The sequence below is a fragment of the Chitinophaga sp. genome (assembly GCF_039596155.1).
GTDB lineage: Bacteria > Bacteroidota > Bacteroidia > Chitinophagales > Chitinophagaceae > Chitinophaga.
In genome coordinates, this window is record NZ_JBCNKF010000002.1 from 219570 (window position 1) to 241074 (window position 21505).

Annotated in this window: 19 protein-coding genes; 11 read left to right on the top strand and 8 right to left on the bottom strand. The window is 45.0% G+C overall.

Translation table 11 applies throughout. From position 1 onward, the window contains the following. Position 1 precedes the first annotated feature (1 nt). From ABDW33_RS02745 to ABDW33_RS02760, 4 genes are all read right to left on the bottom strand, one after another. Positions 2-319, bottom strand: coding sequence for a T9SS type A sorting domain-containing protein (locus tag ABDW33_RS02745; protein WP_343688536.1), 318 nt, complete (start codon positions 317-319; stop codon positions 2-4). Positions 320-570: 251 nt separating this feature from the next. Beyond that, entirely contained in the window at positions 571-1041 is a 471-nt protein-coding gene (locus ABDW33_RS02750) for a redoxin domain-containing protein (protein WP_343688537.1), read from the bottom strand. A gap of 48 nt (positions 1042-1089) precedes the next feature. Further along, positions 1090-2121 (bottom strand): PorP/SprF family type IX secretion system membrane protein, encoded by a 1032-nt coding sequence (locus ABDW33_RS02755; RefSeq protein WP_343688538.1) that lies wholly within the window; start codon positions 2119-2121, stop codon positions 1090-1092. Positions 2122-2159: 38 nt separating this feature from the next. Beyond that, on the bottom strand, positions 2160-7025 hold the full coding sequence (locus ABDW33_RS02760) for a PKD domain-containing protein (RefSeq protein ID WP_343688539.1): 4866 nt from the start codon (positions 7023-7025) through the stop codon (positions 2160-2162). A gap of 248 nt (positions 7026-7273) precedes the next feature. Between ABDW33_RS02760 and ABDW33_RS02765 the strand changes: the two genes are divergently transcribed. Continuing rightward, positions 7274-7900: a rhodanese-like domain-containing protein gene (locus ABDW33_RS02765; protein ID WP_343688540.1), complete on the top strand. Its 627-nt coding sequence runs from the start codon at positions 7274-7276 to the stop codon at positions 7898-7900. A 128-nt stretch (positions 7901-8028) separates the two neighbouring features. On the opposite strand, the gene ABDW33_RS02770 is transcribed toward ABDW33_RS02765, so the two are convergent. Then, positions 8029-9537 (bottom strand): carboxypeptidase M32, encoded by a 1509-nt coding sequence (locus tag ABDW33_RS02770; protein WP_343688541.1) that lies wholly within the window; start codon positions 9535-9537, stop codon positions 8029-8031. A 50-nt stretch (positions 9538-9587) separates the two neighbouring features. Here ABDW33_RS02770 and ABDW33_RS02775 point away from each other — a divergent pair, with 50 nt between their 5' ends. From ABDW33_RS02775 to ABDW33_RS02795, 5 genes are all read left to right on the top strand, one after another. Beyond that, positions 9588-10682, top strand: a complete 1095-nt coding sequence (locus ABDW33_RS02775) for a Nif3-like dinuclear metal center hexameric protein (RefSeq protein WP_343688542.1) — start codon at positions 9588-9590, stop codon at positions 10680-10682. Between the two features lie 9 nt (positions 10683-10691). Beyond that, complete coding sequence (locus tag ABDW33_RS02780; RefSeq protein ID WP_343688543.1) at positions 10692-11447, top strand: C4-type zinc ribbon domain-containing protein; 756 nt, start codon at positions 10692-10694, stop codon at positions 11445-11447. Between the two features lie 124 nt (positions 11448-11571). Beyond that, complete coding sequence (locus ABDW33_RS02785) at positions 11572-13059, top strand: hypothetical protein (protein ID WP_343688544.1); 1488 nt, start codon at positions 11572-11574, stop codon at positions 13057-13059. Positions 13060-13120: 61 nt separating this feature from the next. After that, complete coding sequence (gene recN, locus ABDW33_RS02790; RefSeq protein ID WP_343688545.1) at positions 13121-14770, top strand: DNA repair protein RecN; 1650 nt, start codon at positions 13121-13123, stop codon at positions 14768-14770. An 80-nt stretch (positions 14771-14850) separates the two neighbouring features. Then, a complete protein-coding gene (locus ABDW33_RS02795) occupies positions 14851-15663 on the top strand; it encodes an SDR family oxidoreductase (protein WP_343688546.1) in 813 nt (270 codons plus the stop codon). Between the two features lie 240 nt (positions 15664-15903). Here ABDW33_RS02795 and ABDW33_RS02800 read toward each other — a convergent pair whose 3' ends face one another. Further along, a complete protein-coding gene (locus ABDW33_RS02800) occupies positions 15904-16125 on the bottom strand; it encodes a DUF2795 domain-containing protein (RefSeq protein WP_012794455.1) in 222 nt (73 codons plus the stop codon). A gap of 100 nt (positions 16126-16225) precedes the next feature. Here ABDW33_RS02800 and ABDW33_RS02805 point away from each other — a divergent pair, with 100 nt between their 5' ends. Together ABDW33_RS02805 and ABDW33_RS02810 are read left to right on the top strand one after the other, a co-directional pair. Then, entirely contained in the window at positions 16226-16876 is a 651-nt protein-coding gene (locus ABDW33_RS02805; RefSeq protein WP_343688547.1) for an ABC transporter ATP-binding protein, read from the top strand. Between the two features lie 10 nt (positions 16877-16886). Beyond that, positions 16887-17450 carry a cob(I)yrinic acid a,c-diamide adenosyltransferase gene (locus ABDW33_RS02810; protein ID WP_343688548.1) on the top strand — a complete coding sequence of 188 codons (564 nt, stop codon included), beginning with the start codon at positions 16887-16889 and terminating at the stop codon, positions 17448-17450. A gap of 50 nt (positions 17451-17500) precedes the next feature. On the opposite strand, the gene ABDW33_RS02815 is transcribed toward ABDW33_RS02810, so the two are convergent. After that, positions 17501-18214, bottom strand: a complete 714-nt coding sequence (locus ABDW33_RS02815) for an ABC transporter ATP-binding protein (protein WP_343688549.1) — start codon at positions 18212-18214, stop codon at positions 17501-17503. 139 nt (positions 18215-18353) lie between these two features. Then, the gene (gene gatC / locus ABDW33_RS02820) at positions 18354-18644 is read right to left on the bottom strand and encodes an Asp-tRNA(Asn)/Glu-tRNA(Gln) amidotransferase subunit GatC (RefSeq protein WP_343688550.1); all 291 of its coding nucleotides are present in this window, start codon (positions 18642-18644) and stop codon (positions 18354-18356) included. A gap of 229 nt (positions 18645-18873) precedes the next feature. On the opposite strand from gatC, the gene trpS reads away from it, so the two are divergent. The 3 genes from trpS to ABDW33_RS02835 all read left to right on the top strand — a co-directional run bounded on the left by trpS (position 18874) and on the right by ABDW33_RS02835 (position 21498). Then, the gene (trpS, locus tag ABDW33_RS02825; RefSeq protein WP_343688551.1) at positions 18874-19872 is read left to right on the top strand and encodes a tryptophan--tRNA ligase; all 999 of its coding nucleotides are present in this window, start codon (positions 18874-18876) and stop codon (positions 19870-19872) included. A gap of 126 nt (positions 19873-19998) precedes the next feature. Then, complete coding sequence (locus ABDW33_RS02830; protein WP_343688552.1) at positions 19999-20634, top strand: deoxynucleoside kinase; 636 nt, start codon at positions 19999-20001, stop codon at positions 20632-20634. 102 nt (positions 20635-20736) lie between these two features. Beyond that, positions 20737-21498 carry a hypothetical protein gene (locus tag ABDW33_RS02835; protein ID WP_343688553.1) on the top strand — a complete coding sequence of 254 codons (762 nt, stop codon included), beginning with the start codon at positions 20737-20739 and terminating at the stop codon, positions 21496-21498. Positions 21499-21505 lie beyond the last annotated feature (7 nt).

A 21505-nucleotide genomic window follows, 5' to 3' on the forward strand; every position in this document is an offset into this window, starting at 1 on the left:
TTTACTTCACCACATTGAATTTCCCAGACTCTATCAGCGTACCCTGCCTGTCTCTCAACTGGAAAATGTACAACCCGCTATAATAACCATCCAGCTCCACAGTTGTCTTGTTACTCACATTCTTTATCTGGCTGACCATCTTTCCTAAAAAATTGAATACAATAAGATCATAAACCTGTTCGTTATTATGCTGTAATTCAAAATTTATCCGGGAAGATGCAGGATTAGGGTACAACTTCACAATTTTACTTCCCCCATCAGTGCTTGATGAAGCAGGTTTATACGTCTGCGCCCTGGAATTCAGGGTGGTCAGAAGCATAAAGCATGTCAGTAAAAGAGTAAAGGTTTTCAACATACCCGTAAAGATAAAGATTTTTTCGAATATCTAATATTTTTCGTTCTAAAATAGCGGTACCGACACAATAAAATAACCTATCATATTACATAATATATTATTATAGTGAGACCCCGCGTTATTCAATTTCTGCTACTGTAAAAATAACAAATGGCAGGCCAAAAAGGAAGCACTGCCATTAGTTTTTAATAAAAATTAACGCTTTTCGGCAAATTTTATTGTAAATCAGCCAGTGTCTTCTTAATTGCTTCAAAATCAGGCAGATCGCCAGCAGATTCCAATACCTGCGCATACTTCACAATACCTTCTTTATCCACTACAAACGCTGCTCTCTTGGAAACCCCTTTCAGGTCCAGTACGAAATTGTCATAATAAGCACCATATGCCTGAGATGCTTCCTTATTGAAGTCAGACAATAAAGGGAAGTTCAGGTTCTGCTCTGCCTTGAATTTACCCAAGGTAAACGGAGAATCTACAGAGATACCCACTACCGCCGTATTCAAACTATTGTACGTAGCCAGGGAATCTCTTACACTGCACAGTTCTGCTGTACATACACTGGTAAATGCCAACGGAAAGAAAAGGATCACCAGATTCTGTCCTTTGAAATCTTCCAGGGTTACTTTTTTCTTCTCAGTATCATTGAGAGAAAATGCGGGCGCTTTTGTGCCGATTGCAATGCTCATTTTGTAATTTTTTAGACGGGCAAATATAGTAAAGGATTAATAAGGCTGTTAAAATCTTGGACAATGCACCGCATCCAGCGTGCTATTCCGACTGTTCAGGAAACCTTTGAATACCAGGGCCAGCTCAAATCCCCCAAAACTCTGACTCGCCGTTTTCAGTTTGGAGATATTGCAGTCATATGTCATACTGATCTCGTATTTATCCATATCCAGCCTCATCGTAGGAATCACAGCATCTCCCCAGCGTACAAATAACCCCCCATAGATCCCTCTCGTACTTTCCAGCCCCTCATTGTACAACATATACCCCAGTATCGCACCACCATTATACTCCGAATACGCACCCTCATGGATCTCGTTATACTGGGCTATCAGCTTTAACCTGTCTTCCATCGGAATGGTAATACCCGCATTGAACGTATACTTGGGATCCATAGTAATGCTGTTGTCCTTATAAAACGAAACCCTCGGACGGTTAAAGTGGAACAACGCACCCCCTATGTAATAGTTAACATTCTCGCCAATGGTACTATTGAAACTAATACCTGCACCGGCATCCCAATAACCATATCCACGCAGGGCGAGCCGGCCTTCTTCGCCGGAGCCAATGGTGGGATCATACCGCCCATTGGTATACTGGTTATTAAATGTCAGCTTGGTAGCGTCGAACTGCCTTTGTACAAATCCACCCATGAAACCCACAGACAGGAACATGTTTCTATCCTGACTCAGTGACTTGTGATAGTTAATTGCCGGGAGAATCTGTACCGCCTGCAATTTGGCAGTGCCCGCCCTGTCGTAAGTAAACTGTGCACCCGTGGTCAGGAAATCCTCCCCACGACCTACCGGAAACTTCAACTCTCCACTTACAGCACCCGTTTGATAGGGGATGGTCACACTATTCCACTGATTCCTGTACACTGCCTGTACACGGTAATCACCGTTGAATAAACCGATCAGCGCAGGGTTACGCAAAATGGGTGTTTCGTAAAACTGCGACAGGTGTATATCCTGGGCCATTAGTCTGGAACTCAGACATAAACAAAATGCCACAAACAGTTTTCTACAGATCCTTCTCATGCTTGGCAGATTTTAAATAGAAATATGGTAATCGCTGTTTATCGTAACAGCATTACGTTACCCTTCAGGGTAAAGTCCTCATTCGTATCGCAGACCACTTCGGCTACATATACAAACACATCCGGGTTCACAGGTACTCCTTTTACTTTCCCATCCCATCCGCTCGTAGGATCCTCTACATTAAAGTTTGTCCTTTCAAATACTAATTGTCCCCAACGGTTATATATTCTCCATGATTTGATTGTCTTAATACCGCGACCCCTGATGTAGAATATATCATTCTGTCCATCGTTATTAGGCGTGAACGTATTCGGTAGCCAGGTATTACCCGATTCACAAACCATCTTGATTGTGATATCATCTACACCCACACAGCCAAAAGCATTCGTTGCTGATACTGTATACGTCGTGGTTGACTTAGGCGTTGCCGTTGGCTTCAGGCAGTCTACACAATCCAGGTAATTCACCGGCCACCATTCCACTTTGGTAATGTCATCACTGCCTACTACCGGAATCTGATAACTGTCCCCGGTGGCCAGCGTAATATCCGGACCTGCATTTACTACTGGCAACGGATGTACGGTTACCACCGCCTGTGCCTGTGATGTAAAGCAGGCATCCTTACCATATCCTGTTACGGTGTAAGTAGTAGTAGTATCAGGATAAGCCATTGGATTTTGACCAGTAGGATTGCTCAGGCCTGTAGTCGGCGACCAGGAATAGGTCACCGCCCCGGAAGCATGCAGCTGTGCTGAACCATTTTTACAGATAAAGGTATCTGAAGCTGCTACCTGGAACGGTTGAGAAACCATTACCGAAACATCTCCTTCTGTAATACAACCCGCCGCATTTGCCACTTTTACATGATAGGTGGTATCTATATCCGGACTTACTACCGGCGTTGCACTATGTATATCATTGATCTTATAGTCGGTCCAATCGATCGTTACACCCGCATCTGTATTGGCATTGAGTGTAAGGTTGGCACCACGGCAGATAGATGCACTTGCAGGAGTAGGATGCAATGCCGGGTAATCAAATACACCCACCACACGGGTAGCTGTACTGCTACAAATACCGCTGGCAGTCGTAATGGTCAGTGAGACGAGCTGGTTACCTGCCTGGTTGAAACTGATAGCTGGCGGTGACTGCACCAGGTAGTTCTGCCCCAGTATCTGCCAGCTCCATTTGGTCCCTGGTATGTTCTTCCCGTCATGGCCTTTCACCTGTACGGTAGCTCCGGTACACAGTGGCCCCAGGGTATCTATAGATGCCGCTGGTTTAGGCTCTACTACAATCTTTTTCTCAATTGTGTTGACACAACCATAAGTTGTGGTCGTGGTCAATGTCACATTGTAAGTACCTGGTGCGTCATAGACATACGATGGTGTCTGCGCTGTACTCACATCATCAGATTTGGTAGTGACACCAAAATCCCATGCATAAGTCATTGCCATACCCAGTTCTGACGATACGCTGTGAGACGAGTCTGAGAAGAAGACAGTACCTCCATCACAGGCCTGTGTAACGTCAGTACCAAAGTTCGCCGTTACTTTATCTGCAATTACTTTTGCATCACCATCTGCGGCTACCCGGCAACCCCTGTTATCTTCCAGCAATACAACCGGGAAGTAAACGCCCTCCTGTGGATAAGTGTAGGCAGGCGAAGCAGGCGTCGTAGTGGTTACTGAATGACCATCTCCAAAGTCCCAGATATATTTGATAGCAGCGTTTGAGCTGGCCGTCATGCCCACCGTTAGCGGGTAACAACCTGTTTCAGGTGTTACAGAGAAGGTTCCATTCGGTCCATTTATAGTGATATTTTTAGGCCCTGCCACAGCACTTGCACAACCACCCTGCGAATAAACGGTGAGGGTGATGTCGAAACTACCTGCTTTGATATAGTTATGCAGCGGATCCTGCTCTGTCGATGAACTGTTATCCCCAAAACTCCATGCAGAACTTACATAATCAGAAGAGTTGTTGGTAAACTGAATCTTTACCGGCGGACATACATCTGCAGCAACAGGAGGGAAACTGAAATCTGCAACCGGATTCGGTACACGCAGGTAGTCAACTGTTGTAACTGTATCGCGACAACCAGTACTACCTTCTATGATCAGTGATACAGTATACTTACCAGGCGCTGTATAAGTATGTGCCGGGGTTGCATCTGTACTTGTAGTACCATCACCGAAATCCCACTGGTAAGTCAGTGGTGTGGTGATGGAAGAATTAGAAAACTGGTAAGGTACGTTCAGACACGCAATACTATCCGGACCACCAAAGGCTGCAATAATATTGGCTACACGTGCAGTAGCTGTATAACTGTCTTCACAACCGGTATTATCTTTTACAGTGAGGGTGACAGGATAGTCGTTGATCGCTGAATAAGTATGCGTTACACTTACAGGAGCAGTCGTAAATACTTCAGGTGCACTGCCATCTCCATAATCCCATGTCCAGGATACAATGGTGTTACCCGTCCTGGTGGTAGACTGGTCGGTGAAAGTGATCGCGATGCCTTTACACTGTTTGGTCTGAATGTCGAATTTAGCATTTGCACCATTCACAGTGACCGGAATAGTATTGGAAGTATGCTGACAGCCATAGATATCTGTAGCAACCAGGCTGGTGATATAATCACCTGGTGCAGTATACTCATGAACAGCTGGTCCCTGACCTTTCATTGGAAAGGTAACACCATCCCCAAAATTCCACAGAAAGCCCGTAAAATGAGTGGCGATCATAGGGTCCAGGGTCAGTGTAACACTACCGTTTTTACAGATAGTAGTTGGAGTAGCATAGATATGTGGATTCTCATCAATGATGGTAACCGTCGTTGTGAATTTAGATTGACAGCTACCATTATCAACAGTGAGCGTTACAGTATATGTACCACTCGCAGCATATACGTGAGTAGGATTTTGAACGTTGGAAGTCTGGTTATCCCCGAAATCCCAGTTCCAGAGCTTTGTAGTGCTGGCTCCAAAATCAGATTTGTCTGTGAATACCCTTTCATAAACATTCGTACAACTAGGTGTGGCTACAACGAATGCTGCTGATGGTGGATAGATCGTGATCAGATCCGTCTTTGTCAACGTCTGCCGGCAACCATTATTGATCACTGTCAGAATCACATCATGTGTACCGATAGTTGTCCATACATGTGTTGGATTTTCGAGAGAAGAAGAGCCGTTATTGCCGTTGGATTCTTCGAAAGTCCATTCCCATTCAGTACCTGCAGGGGTAGAGGTATTGGTAAACTGGAAGTTGGTCGGTTGACAGCCAGTAGTCTTGTCTACAGTGAAATCCACATTAACAGGATTACCCACTTTAACAGGATAGGTAGCCGTTTGAGTACAACCACCCCTTGTAGTGATTGTCAGGGTCACGATGTAATCGCCCTGTGCTGTAAAAGTATGTGTAGGGGTTTTTTGTGTAGAAGTACTGCCATCGCCAAAATTCCATGCCCAGTCTATCACCGGATCAACGCTGGAGATAACAGGCGTGAAATTTTCCACCAGGGGGACGCAACCGTTTGGTATACCATCAATGCTCAGGATAGGTTTTTGTATCCTGATAGTATTGTTGGCAACAGCCTGGCAGCCTGCAGCATTGGTAGCTACAAGAGATACAGTGAATGCACCTTCTGCATTATAGACATGGCTTGGGTTCTGTACGTTGGAAGAGGTACCGTCCGCAAAATCCCATTTCCATGCAGTAGCGCCGGTAGTTACCCCGCCGAAGTTGAAAGTCGCAGGCACGGTACAGGCCGTAGTAGGAGCGACGGTAACAGATGCAGTAGGAATATCAGAGATGGTAAATGTCCTGGTTACGTTTGCCTGGCAGCCATCCTGTGTCAATGCCTGTAAGGTAACGGTATAAGTGCCTGTAGTAGCAAAAGTCTTGACTGCGTCAATCGTATTTTGCACGTCCCCGTCAGAAAAAGTCCAGGTAGCACTCTGAGGCGCTGGCTGGGTTTTATTGACAAAGTGAAGAGTCGTACCAACACAAGGGCTCTCAGAAATGGTGAAATCGGCATCGATCGTAGCGATCTGTATATAGGCTGTTTGCGTAATCGTCTTTGAACAGCCGCCGGACGTTGCTGTTAAAGTAACTGTGAATTTTCCTTCAGTTGTATAGGTATGAATCGGATGCAGGTCAGTACTGGTACTACCATCTCCAAAATCCCAGAGGTAGGTAACAGCCGGATTTCCGGTTGTCTTAATGGTGGTATTGTTGGTGAAATTCACGGTGAGTGGCGCTTTACAGCTTCCCTGCGTATTGCTCGTAAATGCCGGTTCAGGAGTGGCATTGGCGTGAATCATCTGGGAGTAGCTATTAGTACAGCCATAACTATTGGTTACAATAGTGGTGGCTGAATAATCGCCGCCAATCGCATATGTATAGTTAGCCGTACTCCCGGTGGCACCATTACCATCACCAAAGTCCCAGTTCACACTGGTAATCGTTCCGTCGTTGGCAGATGATTGATCTGTAAACTGTACTGGCAGGGGAGTACAACCGCTGGTTACATTGGTAGTAAACTGAGCTGTTGGTTTTTTATATACATTTACAGTGTGGGTAGCAGTCCCTTTCGTACCATCGGTGAACGTAACTGTAAGAGTTACAGTGTATGTACCAGGTTTTGTAAAGGAACGAGTGGGGTTCCAGAGGGTCGATTTGGCTCCTCCATCCCCGAAATCCCAGGAAGCAGAGCCTCCTGTAGTAGACTGATTGATAAATTGTACATAGGCAGTCCCACATCCTGTAAAGTTATCAGCAGTAAATGCTGCTGTATTTTGCGCCTGGGCTCTAAAGGCAGAGAGCAGGACGATCACACATGTGTATGCAAGGGCATACCATGTGCGGACATAAGGGCTTAGGCGTTGGTGTTTCATTCTCCGGATATGGCTAATGTCGTTCGGCATTCGACAGTAGCATAGGTTTTTAAATAATAAAGGTTCAATTTTTTAACGTTAGTCTGGCATCCACACAACGTTAAGTAAACGTAAACAAATTGTTAATGGTTCAGAGTAGAAAAGAAAATCACACAAAAGTTATTCCAGCTTTATCTGTTGGCACGAGCTCAACAATATACGGCAAATTTACGATGTGTAAATTTATTATATGCATTTTCCTTTTATGCATGAGTACTGCTGTATTTGCTCAAAATAACAATGTGGTAAAACCTGACGTTTTTGAGACAGGAATTAAGCAAGCGGGAGTACAGGTATTTGATGTACGTACCTTAGCCGAATATAGCAGCGGGCATCTGCCGCATGCTATGCAGGCCGACTTTGCACGGGAAGAGGAATTTAATGAGAGAATTAAAGACCTGAATAAGAACCAGCCCGTGTATGTGTATTGCCTGAGTGGTCCACGTAGTAGCGCTGCTGCAAAGCAAATGCGTGACCAGGGGTTCACTAATGTAGTCGAACTGGATGGTGGTCTGACTGCCTGGAAAGGCGCAGGACTCACGGTTGAAGGCGGCAATAACCTGCCACAACTTACATTAATTGATTTTACCGGGAAGGTTTCTGAAGGAGATGTACTCATCGAAATCGGGGCTGACTGGTGTCCTCCATGTCAAAAAATGGAGCCGGTTGTAGCTGGTTACTTAAAAGCAAATCCTGGTATAAAACTGTTGAAAGTAGACGGTAGCAAGGATACTAACGTAATTAAAACCCTGGGTGCTACAACCTTACCTACATTTATCCTTTATAAGGAAGGGCAGGAAGTCTGGAGAAAAACAGGCATCGTTGCATTAAACTAATGTCATCTATGGCAGGCCGAAGCCAATTGAATTCATTTTATTGCTATTAGCTGGACCGTATCCCTATACCAGCAAGCCATTATCCAAACAAAAAAGCTTTTGCCACCTGGCAAAAGCTTTTTGTTTTTTTATACGTTGTAAATGTGATGGTATTTTTGAGTTGCGTAATCAAGGAAGTATTTGAATGCCAATGGTTCCCCTGTTACTTTCGCACACAGTTCATTACTGGTGTAGTACCTGCCGTGGTGATGGATCTCTTCTCTTAACCATGCCAGTAATTGTTTATAATCTCCTTTGGTGATCTGCTCAATCAATCCAGGGATCTGCTGTTGTGCTGCTGAAAAGAATTGTGCAGCATACAGGCTGCCCAGCGAGTAAGTGGGGAAATAACCAAAGCTACCATGTGACCAGTGAATATCCTGCAGTACTCCCTGATTATCATCAGGCACCTCCACGTGCAGGTATTCGCGGTAGTATCTGTTCCATACCTCGTTCAGGTCTTTGGTGGAATAAGTACCATCCAGTAATCCTTTTTCTATTTCATACCTGATCATCACGTGGAAGTGATAAGTCAGTTCATCGGCTTCCGTGCGGATCAGGGAAGGTTGTACCTGGTTGATCGCTTTATAAAAATCTGTCAGCGATACGTTTTGCAGGTTGTCAGGAAAGCGTGCCTGCAGCGCAGCATAATGATGCTGCCAGAAGGGAAGGCTGCGGCCTACATTGTTTTCCCAGAGCCTTGACTGTGATTCGTGGATACCTAAGCTGGCAGCTTCTCCACAGGGTAATCCATATTCAGATACCGGCAGGCCCTGCTCATATAAAGCATGGCCACCTTCGTGAATACAGCTCCAGGTCATGTTACCGAAGTCTTTCTCATCAATCCGGGTGGTGACCCTCACATCCTGTGGATTGAAACTGGTCGTAAACGGATGTTCTGAAATATCCTGTCTGCCGGCATTCATATCATAACCCATTGCTTTCAGTATTTCGATACCAAATTCCCATTGAGCATTCCGTTCGTAATGAAGATGAAGGAAGTCTTTATTGATCTGTGGTTGGGATTCGATGTTCTTTAATAAAGGGGCCAGTGCTGACTTTACATCGGCAAAGATGGTATCCAGCATAGCGGTGTTAGCACCTTTTTCGTATTCATTCAGCAGGGCATTGTAGGGATGACCATTATATCCCAGGAGGGCTGCTTCCTGTTTTTTGAGCGCCACCATTTTGGCCAGTACGGGTTCAAAGATCTTGTAATCGTTTGCTTTCCGGGCCTTGATCCATGCATGGTAACATTCATTGGTGGTGGTAGACAGTTCGGCAACGAAGCTGGCCGGGTACTTTTTATTTTTCTCGTAGTCCTCCAGGGAGAGGGCAACGTTTTTGGTAGCAATGATGTCCAGGTCCTGGCGGGTATGCAGGTCTTGCAGCAAATCGCCCAGCTTGTCTTCTGTAAATAACTCGTGGGCAAGGGTGCTGAGCGTAGTGATCTGCTGACCCCTGAAAGCAGCTCCCTTTTCGGGCAGGTGCGTTTCCTGGTCCCATCCCAGCACAGCAATAGCATTGCGTATATCGGCGATCTGTTGCATTTTCGTTTTGTACGATCCGTACAAGTCTCCCGAGGATTGTGTCGTCATGCCTGTTAGTTTTTTGCAATTTTAAATAATTCCCATCATATTTGCTTGTCATGAAAATCAAAGAGATCACAGCGGCAATTGCCGCATTTGCACCACTGCAATACCAGGAAAGCTATGACAATGCCGGTTTACTGTTCGGCAATGGCGATTGGGAGGTAACCGGGGTGCTACTGTCCCTGGATACTACCGAAGCTGTGGTAGAAGAGGCCATCAGCAAGGGTTGCAACCTGATAGTAGCACACCATCCTATTGTATTTGGAGGATTAAAGAAGATCAATGGTAATAACTATGTAGAGCGGGTAGCCATCAAGGCGATCAAGCATGATATCGCCATATATGCTGCCCATACTAACCTGGATAATGTAAGAAACGGGGTATGTGATAGGATGGCGCAGCGGTTGAGCCTGAAAAATACCCGGGTACTGGCACCTAAAAAGGAATTATTAAGGAAATTATACACTTTTGTACCGCAGGCGGCTGCCGAAAAGGTCAGATCTGCATTATTTGCAGCAGGTGCCGGCCATATTGGCGCATATAGCGAATGTAGTTTTAATGGGGCCGGAGAGGGTACTTTCAAGGCCGGAACGGGCACCCAGCCTTATGTTGGGGAGATAGGAAGCCGTCATTCTGAGGCAGAAACGAAAGTGGAGGTTATTTTTCCCTTATATTTGGAACAATATGTGATCAAGGCACTATTAGCCAGCCATCCTTATGAAGAAGTGGCCTACGATGTGGTGAAACTGGAAAATGAGTACCAGCAGGTAGGCTCCGGTTTAATAGGAGAGCTGGAAGCGCCGATGGACGAGATGGCCTTTTTGCAATTCGTAAAGCAACAGTTCGATACAGGTTGTGTTCGGTATACCCCCCTCAGGGGCAGGCCGGTAAAACGGGTGGCACTCTGTGGCGGAGCCGGAAGTTTCCTCCTGAAAAGGGCAATTGGGGCAGGAGCCGATGCTTATATTTCGGCAGACTTTAAATATCATGAGTTTTTTGACGCTGAAAATCAAATAGTTATAGCGGATGTTGGACATTTCGAGAGTGAGCAGTTTACGGTTGACTTATTTTTTCATATATTGACTGAAAAATTCCCTAATTTTGCGCCTCTTAAATCTACCATTCGAACAAACCCGGTAAATTATTTATAAACACATTACATGGCTACTGTAAATAAAGATTACTCCGTAGAGGAAAAATTGGTGTCTGTACTTAGACTACAGAAGATGGACTCCAGACTGGATGAGATCCAGGTGTTGAAGGGGGAGTTGCCGATGGAAGTTAAAGATCTGGAAGACGAGATCGAAGGGTTAAACACACGTCTGTCCCATGTGGAAGACGAAATCCGTGGCATTCAGGACTTCATTTCTAACAAGAAAAATCAGATCAAGGAATCAGAAGCCCTGATTAAGAAATACGAGAAGCAACAGGATAACGTAAAAAATAACCGTGAGTTCGAAGCTATCACCAAAGAGCTGGAAATGCAGTCTCTGGAGATCAAGCTGGCTGAGAAACACATTCGTGATGCAAATGACGAGGTAAAGGACAAGAGCCGTACCCTGGAAGCTGCAAAAAGAACGATTGCTGATAAGGAAGCTAACCTGAAGCACAAGAAAGGTGAACTGGAAAAGATCATCGGTGAAACTGAGAAAGAAGAGAAAGCTTATCGCAAACAGAGCGATGAAGCACGTGCAAAAGTGGAGCCTCGCCTGCTGGCAGCTTACGAAAAAATCCGTAAGAATTACCGTAACGGTCTGGCAGTTGCTACCGTGGTACGTGACTCCTGCGGTGGTTGCTTTAACGCAATTCCTCCTCAGCGTCAGGCGGAAATCCGTCAGCGCAAGAAGATCATTATCTGTGAGCATTGCGGTCGCGTGCTGGTAGACAATGATTTGGAAGCAACTGTGACTATCTGATAATTAGATTACCAGAAATAATTTTGTGAAAGGGTTGTATCGTCAGGTACAACCTTTTTGCATTGCAGGCGTTTTTGGTTTGGAATTTGACGTAAAGCCGGCAGTTGTAAATATATTTGTTTCCATGCGTACCGTATTCCTGTTGGGATTGTTCCTCGCTTTTATGTTCCCTGCTGTGGGCCGGCAAAAAGTATATGACTTTAATCCCCGCTGCCAGCAAGCCTATGATGCCATTATGCAATTGAAAGTCACCGCAGGCACTGCCCTGCTGGAGGCGGAGAAAAAAGAGCATCCCGATAACCTGATACCTTACTTTCTCGAAAACTATATCGACTTCTTTAATCTCTTTTTCAATGAGGATCCCGCTGTTTATGCCAAAAGGAAAGAGCTGCGGGAGCAACGCCTGGATTTGTTGACAGCAGGCCCTGAAGACAGTCCATACTACCTCTATACCCAGGCTGTTGTCCGTTTTCAGTGGGCAATGATCCGTATCAAGTTCAGTGAAAAATGGGATGCAGTGTGGGAAGTGCGGAAAGCTTTTGTACAGTTTAAAGATAACCAGCGAAAGTTTCCACAGTTCCAGCCCAATACGATGATGATCGGAGCTTTACAGGCTGTATTCGGCACTATTCCCGAAGGTTATCGCTGGATTTCCAATATCCTGGGTATGAAAGGAAATATCCGGGAAGGGATGCGGCAGGTACAGCAGGCGGCCGAAAGTAATAATGATGTAGCGTTAATATTCCGGCCCGAAGCTTCTTATTACTTTTGCTACCTGAAACTGTTCATTGAAAACAAACCGGAAGATGTCTGGACATTCATTCAGAAACATCAGCTGGACACGAAGAATAATTATCTCTTTGCACTCATGGTGGCAAACATTGCCATGAACAACCAGAAGGCGGCACTGGGCATCAAAACGCTTTCGGAAAGAAATGATAGTGGGGGATACCTGGATATCAAATACAACAACTATCTGTTGGGAGTACTGAAACTGGACAGGCAGGATGAAGATGCAAATGTATACCTTCAGCGCTTTACAGATAACTTCAGGGGTAAATTCTACCTGAAGGAATGCCTTCAGCGCCTTAGCTGGTATTATTACCTGCATGGCAATATGGATGCTGCCAATAGGTACCGGACACAGATCCTGACCAGGGGAAATACAGAAACCGATGCAGATAAGCAAGCCCTTAAAGATGCCAAAAGTGGTAAGTGGCCGGATGCTGTATTACTGAAAGCCCGTTTGCTAAGTGATGGCGGCTTCTTTGCCGAAGCCCTGAAAATGTTGCAGACCAGGAAGGCAGCAGACTTTTCCCGCATAGAAGATAAACTGGAATATGCCTATCGGCTGGGAAGAATTTATGATGAAATGGGCATGGATGATAGTGCAATCGCTATGTACGAAGTGACCGTAAAATCAGGCGCAAACAGGCCTGAATATTTTGCTGCCAGAGCATCCCTGCAAATGGGTTATATTTATGAAAGGAGGAAAGACAAGGCAAAAGCACAACAATGTTATCAGACTTGTCTGGATATGAAAGGACATGATTATAAGAACTCACTGGATCAGCGTGCGAAGGCCGGCATGCAGCGATTGAACGGAGGTTGAGGTAGTCACTACGCAGATACAGTTCGTAACGTGAAATTTAATTTGCGGAATATTTTCCCATATGCTACAAAAACTAACAATTAAGAACTACGCTATTATTGAACAGCTGGAAGTAGATTTTTCCGGGAGCCTGAACGTCATCACGGGAGAAACAGGTGCTGGTAAATCTATCCTGCTGGGCGCATTGTCATTGATACTTGGCGAACGTGCAGATCCGGGGGTATTACACAATAAAGATAATAAGTGTGTGATAGAGGGGAATTTTAAGGTGAAAAAGTCGCAGGTAGCAGCGTTTTTCCAGGAGCATGAACTGGATCTGGATGACCAGCTGATCATTCGCAGGGAGATCAGTACGGCCGGTAAATCCCGTGCATTTATCAATGATACCCCGGTGAACCTGTCACAGCTAAATGAACTAAGCCAGTACCTGGTAGACCTGCATCAGCAGTTCGATACCCTGGAACTCGAAAAGTCTGATTTCCAGAGAGAAGTACTGGATGCACTGGTGAACCAGCCGGCGCCCTTACAGCAATACCAGCAGGGGTATAGCCGCTACGTGGCCGTGCAGCGGGAGCTGAAACAGCTACATGACCAGCGAAATAATGCCAACAAAGAACTGGATTATAATAAATTCCTGCTGGATGAACTGACAGATGCCAACTTCGTGAATAACGAAATAGAGGAGCTGGATGCGGAGTTGAAGGTATTGAGTCATGCAGAGGAAATCAGGAATACCCTGAGCAGGGTATACTTCCAGTTAAAGGAAGATGAACAGCCTTTATTGCAGCAGCTGAAACAGATTCAGTCTTCTGTACAGGGGCTGGCTAATTTTCATAAAGATGCACCGTCTATTGCTGCACGTTTGCAATCGGCATATGTAGAGCTACAGGACATAACAGGGGAGATCGGTCACATGAATGACCAGGTACAGACAGATGGAGCCCGGCTGGAACAACTGAATGAACGCCTATCTCTTGGCTACAGGTTGCTGAAAAAGCATGCCGTACAAACAACGACTGAACTACTGGCTATACAGGAAGAACTGACAGGTAAGGTAGAGGGCGTATTGAACCTGGATGAAAAACTTGAAGGACTGGAAAAAGAACTGGAAACACTACAAGGGAAGTTGCAAACCCAGGCAAACAGTATCACTGCAGCACGTGAGAAAGCAGCTGTACCGTTTGAGAAATCTGTAAACGCATTACTGGCCCAGGTAGGTATGCCAAATGCCCGGCTAAAGGCATCAATCGTAAAAGGTGCTTTGAATCAGTTCGGACAGGATACAATCGAATTTTTATTTGATGCCAATAAGAGCGGGCACTTTGCTCCCATTCGCAAAGTGGCTTCCGGTGGTGAACTGAGCAGGCTGATGCTGTGTATCAAATCGCTGGTAGCACAGTCGGTAGCCTTGCCAACATTGATCTTTGATGAAATAGATACTGGGATCTCCGGGGAGGCTGCACGCCAGGTAAGCTTTATTATGGAGGGAATGGCCAAAGGGCATCAGATCATTTGCATCACACACCAGCCGCAGATAGCAGGAAAGGCAGATGCACATTACTTTGTGTTTAAAGATATGAAGTCAGGCAAGGTGACGACGAATGTAAGATTACTCACGAGAGAAGAGCGGATTAATCATATCGCACAGATGATGAGTGGGGAAAAGCCAACGGCGGCAGCGTTAGAGAATGCGAGGGAGCTGGTGAAATAAAGGCGGCAAGGTGGTAGTCTCAATTAATCTTTTTTTTTCAACTATAACGCCTATTTTTGCCCAAAATAATTATCAACCCAATGGCTTATAACTTATTAAAAGGAAAGAAGGGTATCATATTTGGTGCATTGGATGAAAATTCCATTGCCTGGGCAACTGCACTTCGTTGTGTAGAAGAGGGCGCTGAAATCGTGTTGACAAATGCACCTATCGCTTTACGTATGGGGGAGATCAAGAAACTGGCGGAAATTACGAACGCCCCTGTAATACCAGCAGATGTGACCAGCCTTGAAGACCTGAACAATCTGTTCACTAAATCCATGGAGCATTTTGGCGGTAAAATTGATTTCGTACTGCACTCTGTAGGTATGAGCCTCAACGTGCGTAAAGGAAAGCCCTATACTGACCTCGACTACGACTTCTCCCATAAAACATTCGATATATCAGCAATGTCCCTTCACCGTGTGCTGCAAACAGCTTATAAGCTGGATGCACTGAATGAGTGGGCTTCTGTAGTGGCACTGACTTATATCGCTGCACAGCGTGTATTTCCGGACTATAGCGAAATGGCAGATGCAAAAGCATTACTGGAATCTGTAGCACGTAGCTTTGGCTACCACTACGGTATCAGCAAGAAAGTACGTATCAACACCATCTCTCAGTCCCCTACCCGTACTACAGCTGGCAGTGGCGTGAAAGGTTTTGATGGTTTCATCAACTATGCAGAGCAAATGAGTCCGTTAGGGAATGCATCTGCAAAGCAATGTGCTGACTATACAGTATCGCTGTTCTCTGATCTGACAAGAATGGTAACCATGCAGAACCTGTTCCATGACGGTGGTTTCTCTTCTACCGGTGTTACCATGGAGGTGATGCTGCAAATGGAAAAATAAGAAGGTACAATCCAAAAATAATAGCCGTGAAAGTGAATACTAAGTATTCATTTTCACGGCTTTCCATTTAGTAGCATGCTATCCCACAAAAATGGCAGTTGCTTTATCTGGCGCGGATTTGCGCTGATTTTTGCCGGACCGTTTACTACAAAAAAAGCCGGTCCTTCAATGAAGGAGCGGCTTGAAATTTTTTAGCATAGGCAAATTTGCTGAGGCAACAATAAATGGAATATCTATGCGCTAATATTCGTCTTCATTAAAGAAGAAGTCATCCTGTGACGGATAATCAGACCAAATATCTTCTATTCCCTCATAAATTTCACCTTCGTCTTCCAGTTCCTGAAGATTTTCTATCACTTCAATCGGTGCACCGGAACGGATGGCGTAATCAATTAATTCGTCTTTAGTAGCTGGCCATGGAGCATCCTCCAGGTATGAAGCTAATTCTAAGGTCCAGTACATGTTATTGAAATTTTTACTGTCTTAAATTTTGGCAAAAGTATTATTTAATTTGAAATAAACAACTATTACTATCTTAACGGTGAATTACTTTTATTCAAGTATGCTGACCGCACGCAATCTTACCAAAAATTATTCCAACTTACCCGTATTGAAGGGAGTGGATGTAACTGTGAATAAAGGGGAGATCGTTACAATCGTAGGATCTTCCGGAGCCGGGAAAAGCACCCTGCTGCACATATTGGGTACCCTGGACATGCCTACCTCCGGAGAGGTGTGGCTGAATGATGTGAATCTGACAGCACTCAAAGGCAATGCATTGGCTGATTTCCGTAACCGGCACATGGGCTTTATTTTCCAGTTCCACCACCTTTTGCCGGAATTTACCGCGATAGAAAATGTTTGTGTACCGGGTTTTATAGCCGGGCACAGTAAAAATGAGGTCAAAAAAAGGGCCGCTTTTTTACTGGAAACGTTAGGCCTGGGGCACAGGATGGATCATAAACCGAATGAACTGTCAGGTGGTGAGCAGCAAAGGGTGGCAGTAGCCAGGGCGCTGATCAATAACCCGGATATCGTGATGGCCGACGAACCAACCGGTAACCTGGATTCACACAATGCCCGGGAGCTGCATCAGCTGTTTTTCCAGTTGAGGGATCAGTTTCAGCAGACATTCATCATTGTGACTCACAACGAGGAGCTGGCCCCATTGAGCGACCGGCAGCTTGTCATGAAAGACGGGAAGATGCTCTAAAAACTATCTTATGTCATTTAAGATTTATACCAAAACGGGAGATAAAGGACAGACTTCACTGATCGGGGGAACTAAAGTTTCCAAAAGCAGTCTGCGCATTGATGCTTATGGTACTGTAGACGAGCTCAATTCTTATATCGGTCTGGTAAGTGACTACCTGACTACTGAACCTGAAATGGTCGCTTTTCTGCGCGAAATACAGGATCGCTTGTTTACAGTAGGTGCTTCACTGGCCTGTGATCCTGAAAAGGATATAAAAATGCGTATTCCGGACCTTTATGAAAAGGATGTGCAGATGCTGGAGGCCAGCATTGATGGAATGAATGAAGAGTTGCCGGAAATGAAGAGTTTCATATTGCCAGGGGGCCATGTAGCCGTGTCCACGGCACATGTAGCACGATGCGTATGCCGGAGGGCAGAACGGTTATGTGTGGGATTGCAGGAAAATGAAGAGTTTATAGCACCATTGGTGCTGCAGTACCTGAACCGGCTGAGTGATCATCTGTTCGTGCTTGCAAGATGGATCGGGCACCGGCTGAATGTGGAGGAGATTAAGTGGACGCCAAGAGTATAGTTTCGGGCGAATTATCCTAATTCTTCCCGGATGCGAAGAATTGCTAAGATTTAAGCTTTTACCAGGAAACTATCCTCTACAGACTTATCTGATTCAATCAGCCCATCCCTGAGACGGATAATCCTTTTAGCGTGCGCAGCGATATCCTCCTCATGGGTAACAAGTACAACCGTATTGCCGGAGGCATGAATCTGCCCAAAGATCTCCATGATCTCCACAGAGGTCTTGGTATCGAGGTTACCAGTAGGCTCATCTGCCAGTATAAGGGACGGATCGTTCACCAGGGCACGGGCAATGGCCACGCGCTGGCACTGTCCACCGGAGAGTTCGTTGGGTTTATGTTTATAACGCTGCCCCAAACCTACTTTCTCCAGCATATGGATCGCCTTTTCTTCTCTTTCTTTTTTGCTGATGCCAGCGTAGATCAGCGGCACAGCCACATTTTCATAAGCCGTCAGCCGGGGCATCAGGTTGAACTGCTGAAATACGAAGCCTATTTCCTTATTCCGTACCCGGGCCAGGTCGTCATCTTCCATTTTGCTCACATCATGACCATTTAAGATATATTTCCCGCTGGTAGGGGTATCGAGTGCACCCAGCATATTCATGAGTGTGGACTTTCCGGAGCCGGAAGGCCCCATGAGGGCAACATATTCATTTTTAAAAATGTCCATGTTAATACCTTTCAGTACAGGCAGTTCATTGGAACCAATGAAATAGCTTTTACGGATTTCTTCTAAATGGATGACGGAATGTGGGTGCATACTTACAGTATTAAAAAAAGATGATTTCCCTGATGTGTGCCTTTTCTGGATATGGACTCAATTTCAATCTTTATAACCAGGGAAGGGTGTATCCCTTTGTTACTAAAATCGGATGAATCCCTCTCTTTCGATATAAGGATTACTTCTTGATCACTTTAGGAACTTTAAAGTATTGATCATTGGCAGCGGGCGCGTTCTGTAAACCTTCTTCCCTGCTGATGGAAGGAACTACTTTATCCTCACGGTACACATTACGGTCGGTAGTCATGTGCAATATGGGCTGAACATCACTAGTGTCGAGCTCATTTAGTTTTTCCACGAAGGTGATCATTCGCTGGAGATCTCCCTGGATGGATGTTTTTTCCTCCGGGGTGAATTCTAATCTTGCCAGGTCTGCTAACTGATCTACCAGTTGTTCGTTCACTTCCATAAGTCAAATTAAATGAAAAGATAATGAAATATTTATTATACCGGCGTTAAAGTTACTAAATCCCACAGAGAGTATCATTATTCGTTGCCATGTCTCACTTTATACCCTCCGCAGGCAATTTGAAGGCTAAAACAGGCTTTCTGAGTAGGGCAGAAGAGGGCTTTCGCCAGAAAGAAATGCCACGCTCCGGCAGGGTAGCTCCTAAGAATTTCCTAAATTGCACCCCATTATGGCAAACAAAGAGATAGTAGTAAGCGGGATCCGCTCTACCGGTTTTTTACACTTAGGCAATTATTTCGGGGCAATCCGCAATTATGTAAAGATGCAGGAGGCCTATAACTGTTATTTTTTCGTAGCAGATTGGCATTCGCTGACAACCCATCCTGATCCAAAAGACCTGCGTGGCAATGTTTACCGCGTACTGGCTGAAAATATAGCTTCGGGCCTCGATCCCGAAAAAGTATCGCTTTATGTACAGAGCGATATCCCTGAAATTGCAGAATTATACCTGCTGCTTAATATGTTGGCTTATAAGGGCGAATTGGAAAAAGTGCCTACATTCAAAGATAAAGTACGTCTGAGTCCGGACAATGTCAATGCCGGCCTCCTTACTTATCCTGTACTCATGAGTGCCGATATCCTCGTACATCGTGGTGTAAAAGTACCTGTAGGTAAGGACCAGGAACAGCACCTGGAAATGGCCCGCAATTATGCGCAGCGTTTTAACAACCGTTATGGCCATTTATTCCCCGAGCCAGTGCCATTTAACTTCGGTGATGACCTGATTAAAATACCAAGCCTGGATGGCGAAGGTAAAATGAGTAAGAGTGAGAACCAGATGGCTACATTATACCTCTCTGATAGCGATGAACTGATTATGAAGAAATTGAAGGGAGCTAAATCAGCTACAGGTAAGGAAGAGGATGGTAGTATGCCAGAAGCAGTGAAAAACCTCTTCAGCCTCATGGAACAGGTATCTACACAAGATGTTATCACTCACTTTAAGAAAACATTCGAGGATGGCAGCATTCGTTACGGCGACATGAAAAAGCAATTAGGTGAGGACATGGTGAAATTTATCGCGCCTATACGCGAAAAAGCTAAATCTTTACAGGAAGATCCAGCTTACCTGAACAAGATCATGAAACACGGAGCTGAAAAGGCGAGGGAAAGTGCGGCACAGACTTTGCAGCAAGCGAGAAAACTCATCGGAATTAACTACTACTGATCATAAGAAGGGACCGCAACATTTTTTAGGGTGATAATCAGATAAAATTGTAAATTATAGGTTGTCACCTAATGATAGTTGCTGCTCACTGGCTTCCAAATAAATGATTAGTGACCTCGATACAACATGGCAAAAAATAACAAGCTCAAACACATCGCGATAGCCGGGAACATTGGTGCCGGTAAGACCACTCTTACTGAAATGCTGGCAAAGCATTATAAATGGGACCCACAGTTCGAAGATGTAGAGCACAATCCATATCTTAATGACTTCTACGAAGATATGCCCCGCTGGTCATTCAACCTGCAGGTATATTTCCTTCACGGAAGATTGAAACAACTGCTGGATATTCAAAATGGCAATGACATTGTAATTCAGGATCGTACCATATATGAAGATGCACACATCTTTGCACCTAACCTCTATGAGATGGGACTGATGACAAAACGCGACTTTGATAACTATTTCAATTTCTTCGAAACATTGAAGTCGATGGTAAAGCCACCAGACCTGCTCATCTATCTGAAAGCTTCTGTACCTACCCTCGTAGCACAGATCCAGAAGAGAGGAAGAGAATATGAAGAAAACATCCGGCTGGACTACCTGAAGCGCCTGAATGAATATTACAATAATTGGATAGAGAGATATACCGAAGGGCCATTGCTGATCATTGATATTGATAAAAATAAATTTCCGGAGAGTGATGAGGATCTGGGAGAGATCATTTCTAAGATAGACTCGCAGCTGCACGGGCTGTTTTAATACAACACCCAAAGCCTGATTTTATTTTCAGCGCCGCAGGCACAGAAAAAAAATGTCTCATACCGCAAGGTATGAGACATTTTTTTTTGTAACTTCTATGATATGAAATCCATTGTTGTTACCATTCTATGCGCCTCCTGGTGCATATGTTCTATTTGTGCACAACCCACAGCGGGCACTTATTCCAGGCATCATCAGCAACTCTTTGCAGCATTGCAGAATCAGGCAGCACTCACCTGGCTGAAAAAACCTGTTATCGGGGTCAATACCGAACGACGTTTTTCATTAAGCGCCCTCAGTATACATACCCTTGCCATCGCCTGGCCCACCCCATCCGGCACCTTCGCAGGCATGCTGAAACAAACAGGGTTTCGCGCCTGGCACGAACAATTATTCGGCTTTGCCTATAGCCACAACATGGGAGAGAAGTGTACGGCAGGTATTCAAATAAATTACCTCAATACCACAACCAGGGGATATGGCAGCATCCATGCACTTACCGCAGAAGCAGGTACCCTGCTACAAATCACACCTCAGCTCTTTGCCGGCATCCACGCATTCAATCCTGTTAATACACCCAACCTGCCAGTGATTTTGTCAGCAGGATTAGGCTATGAAGCCAGCGAAAGTTTTCTTTTCAGCACTGCCCTCATTCAACAACAGGGAAGCCCTCCCGTACTGAAAGTAATGTGTGAATACGCATTCATCCCCCAATTCCTCATGGAACTGGATTGGTGTAATGATCCTTTACAAAGAAACATGACCGTGTCTTTTGAGCTTAAAAAGCTCTTTATAAAGATCTATACGGCACATCACCCACAATTAGGTTTCTCACCCGGAACAACTATCATATGGCAGGTGTAAAATTATC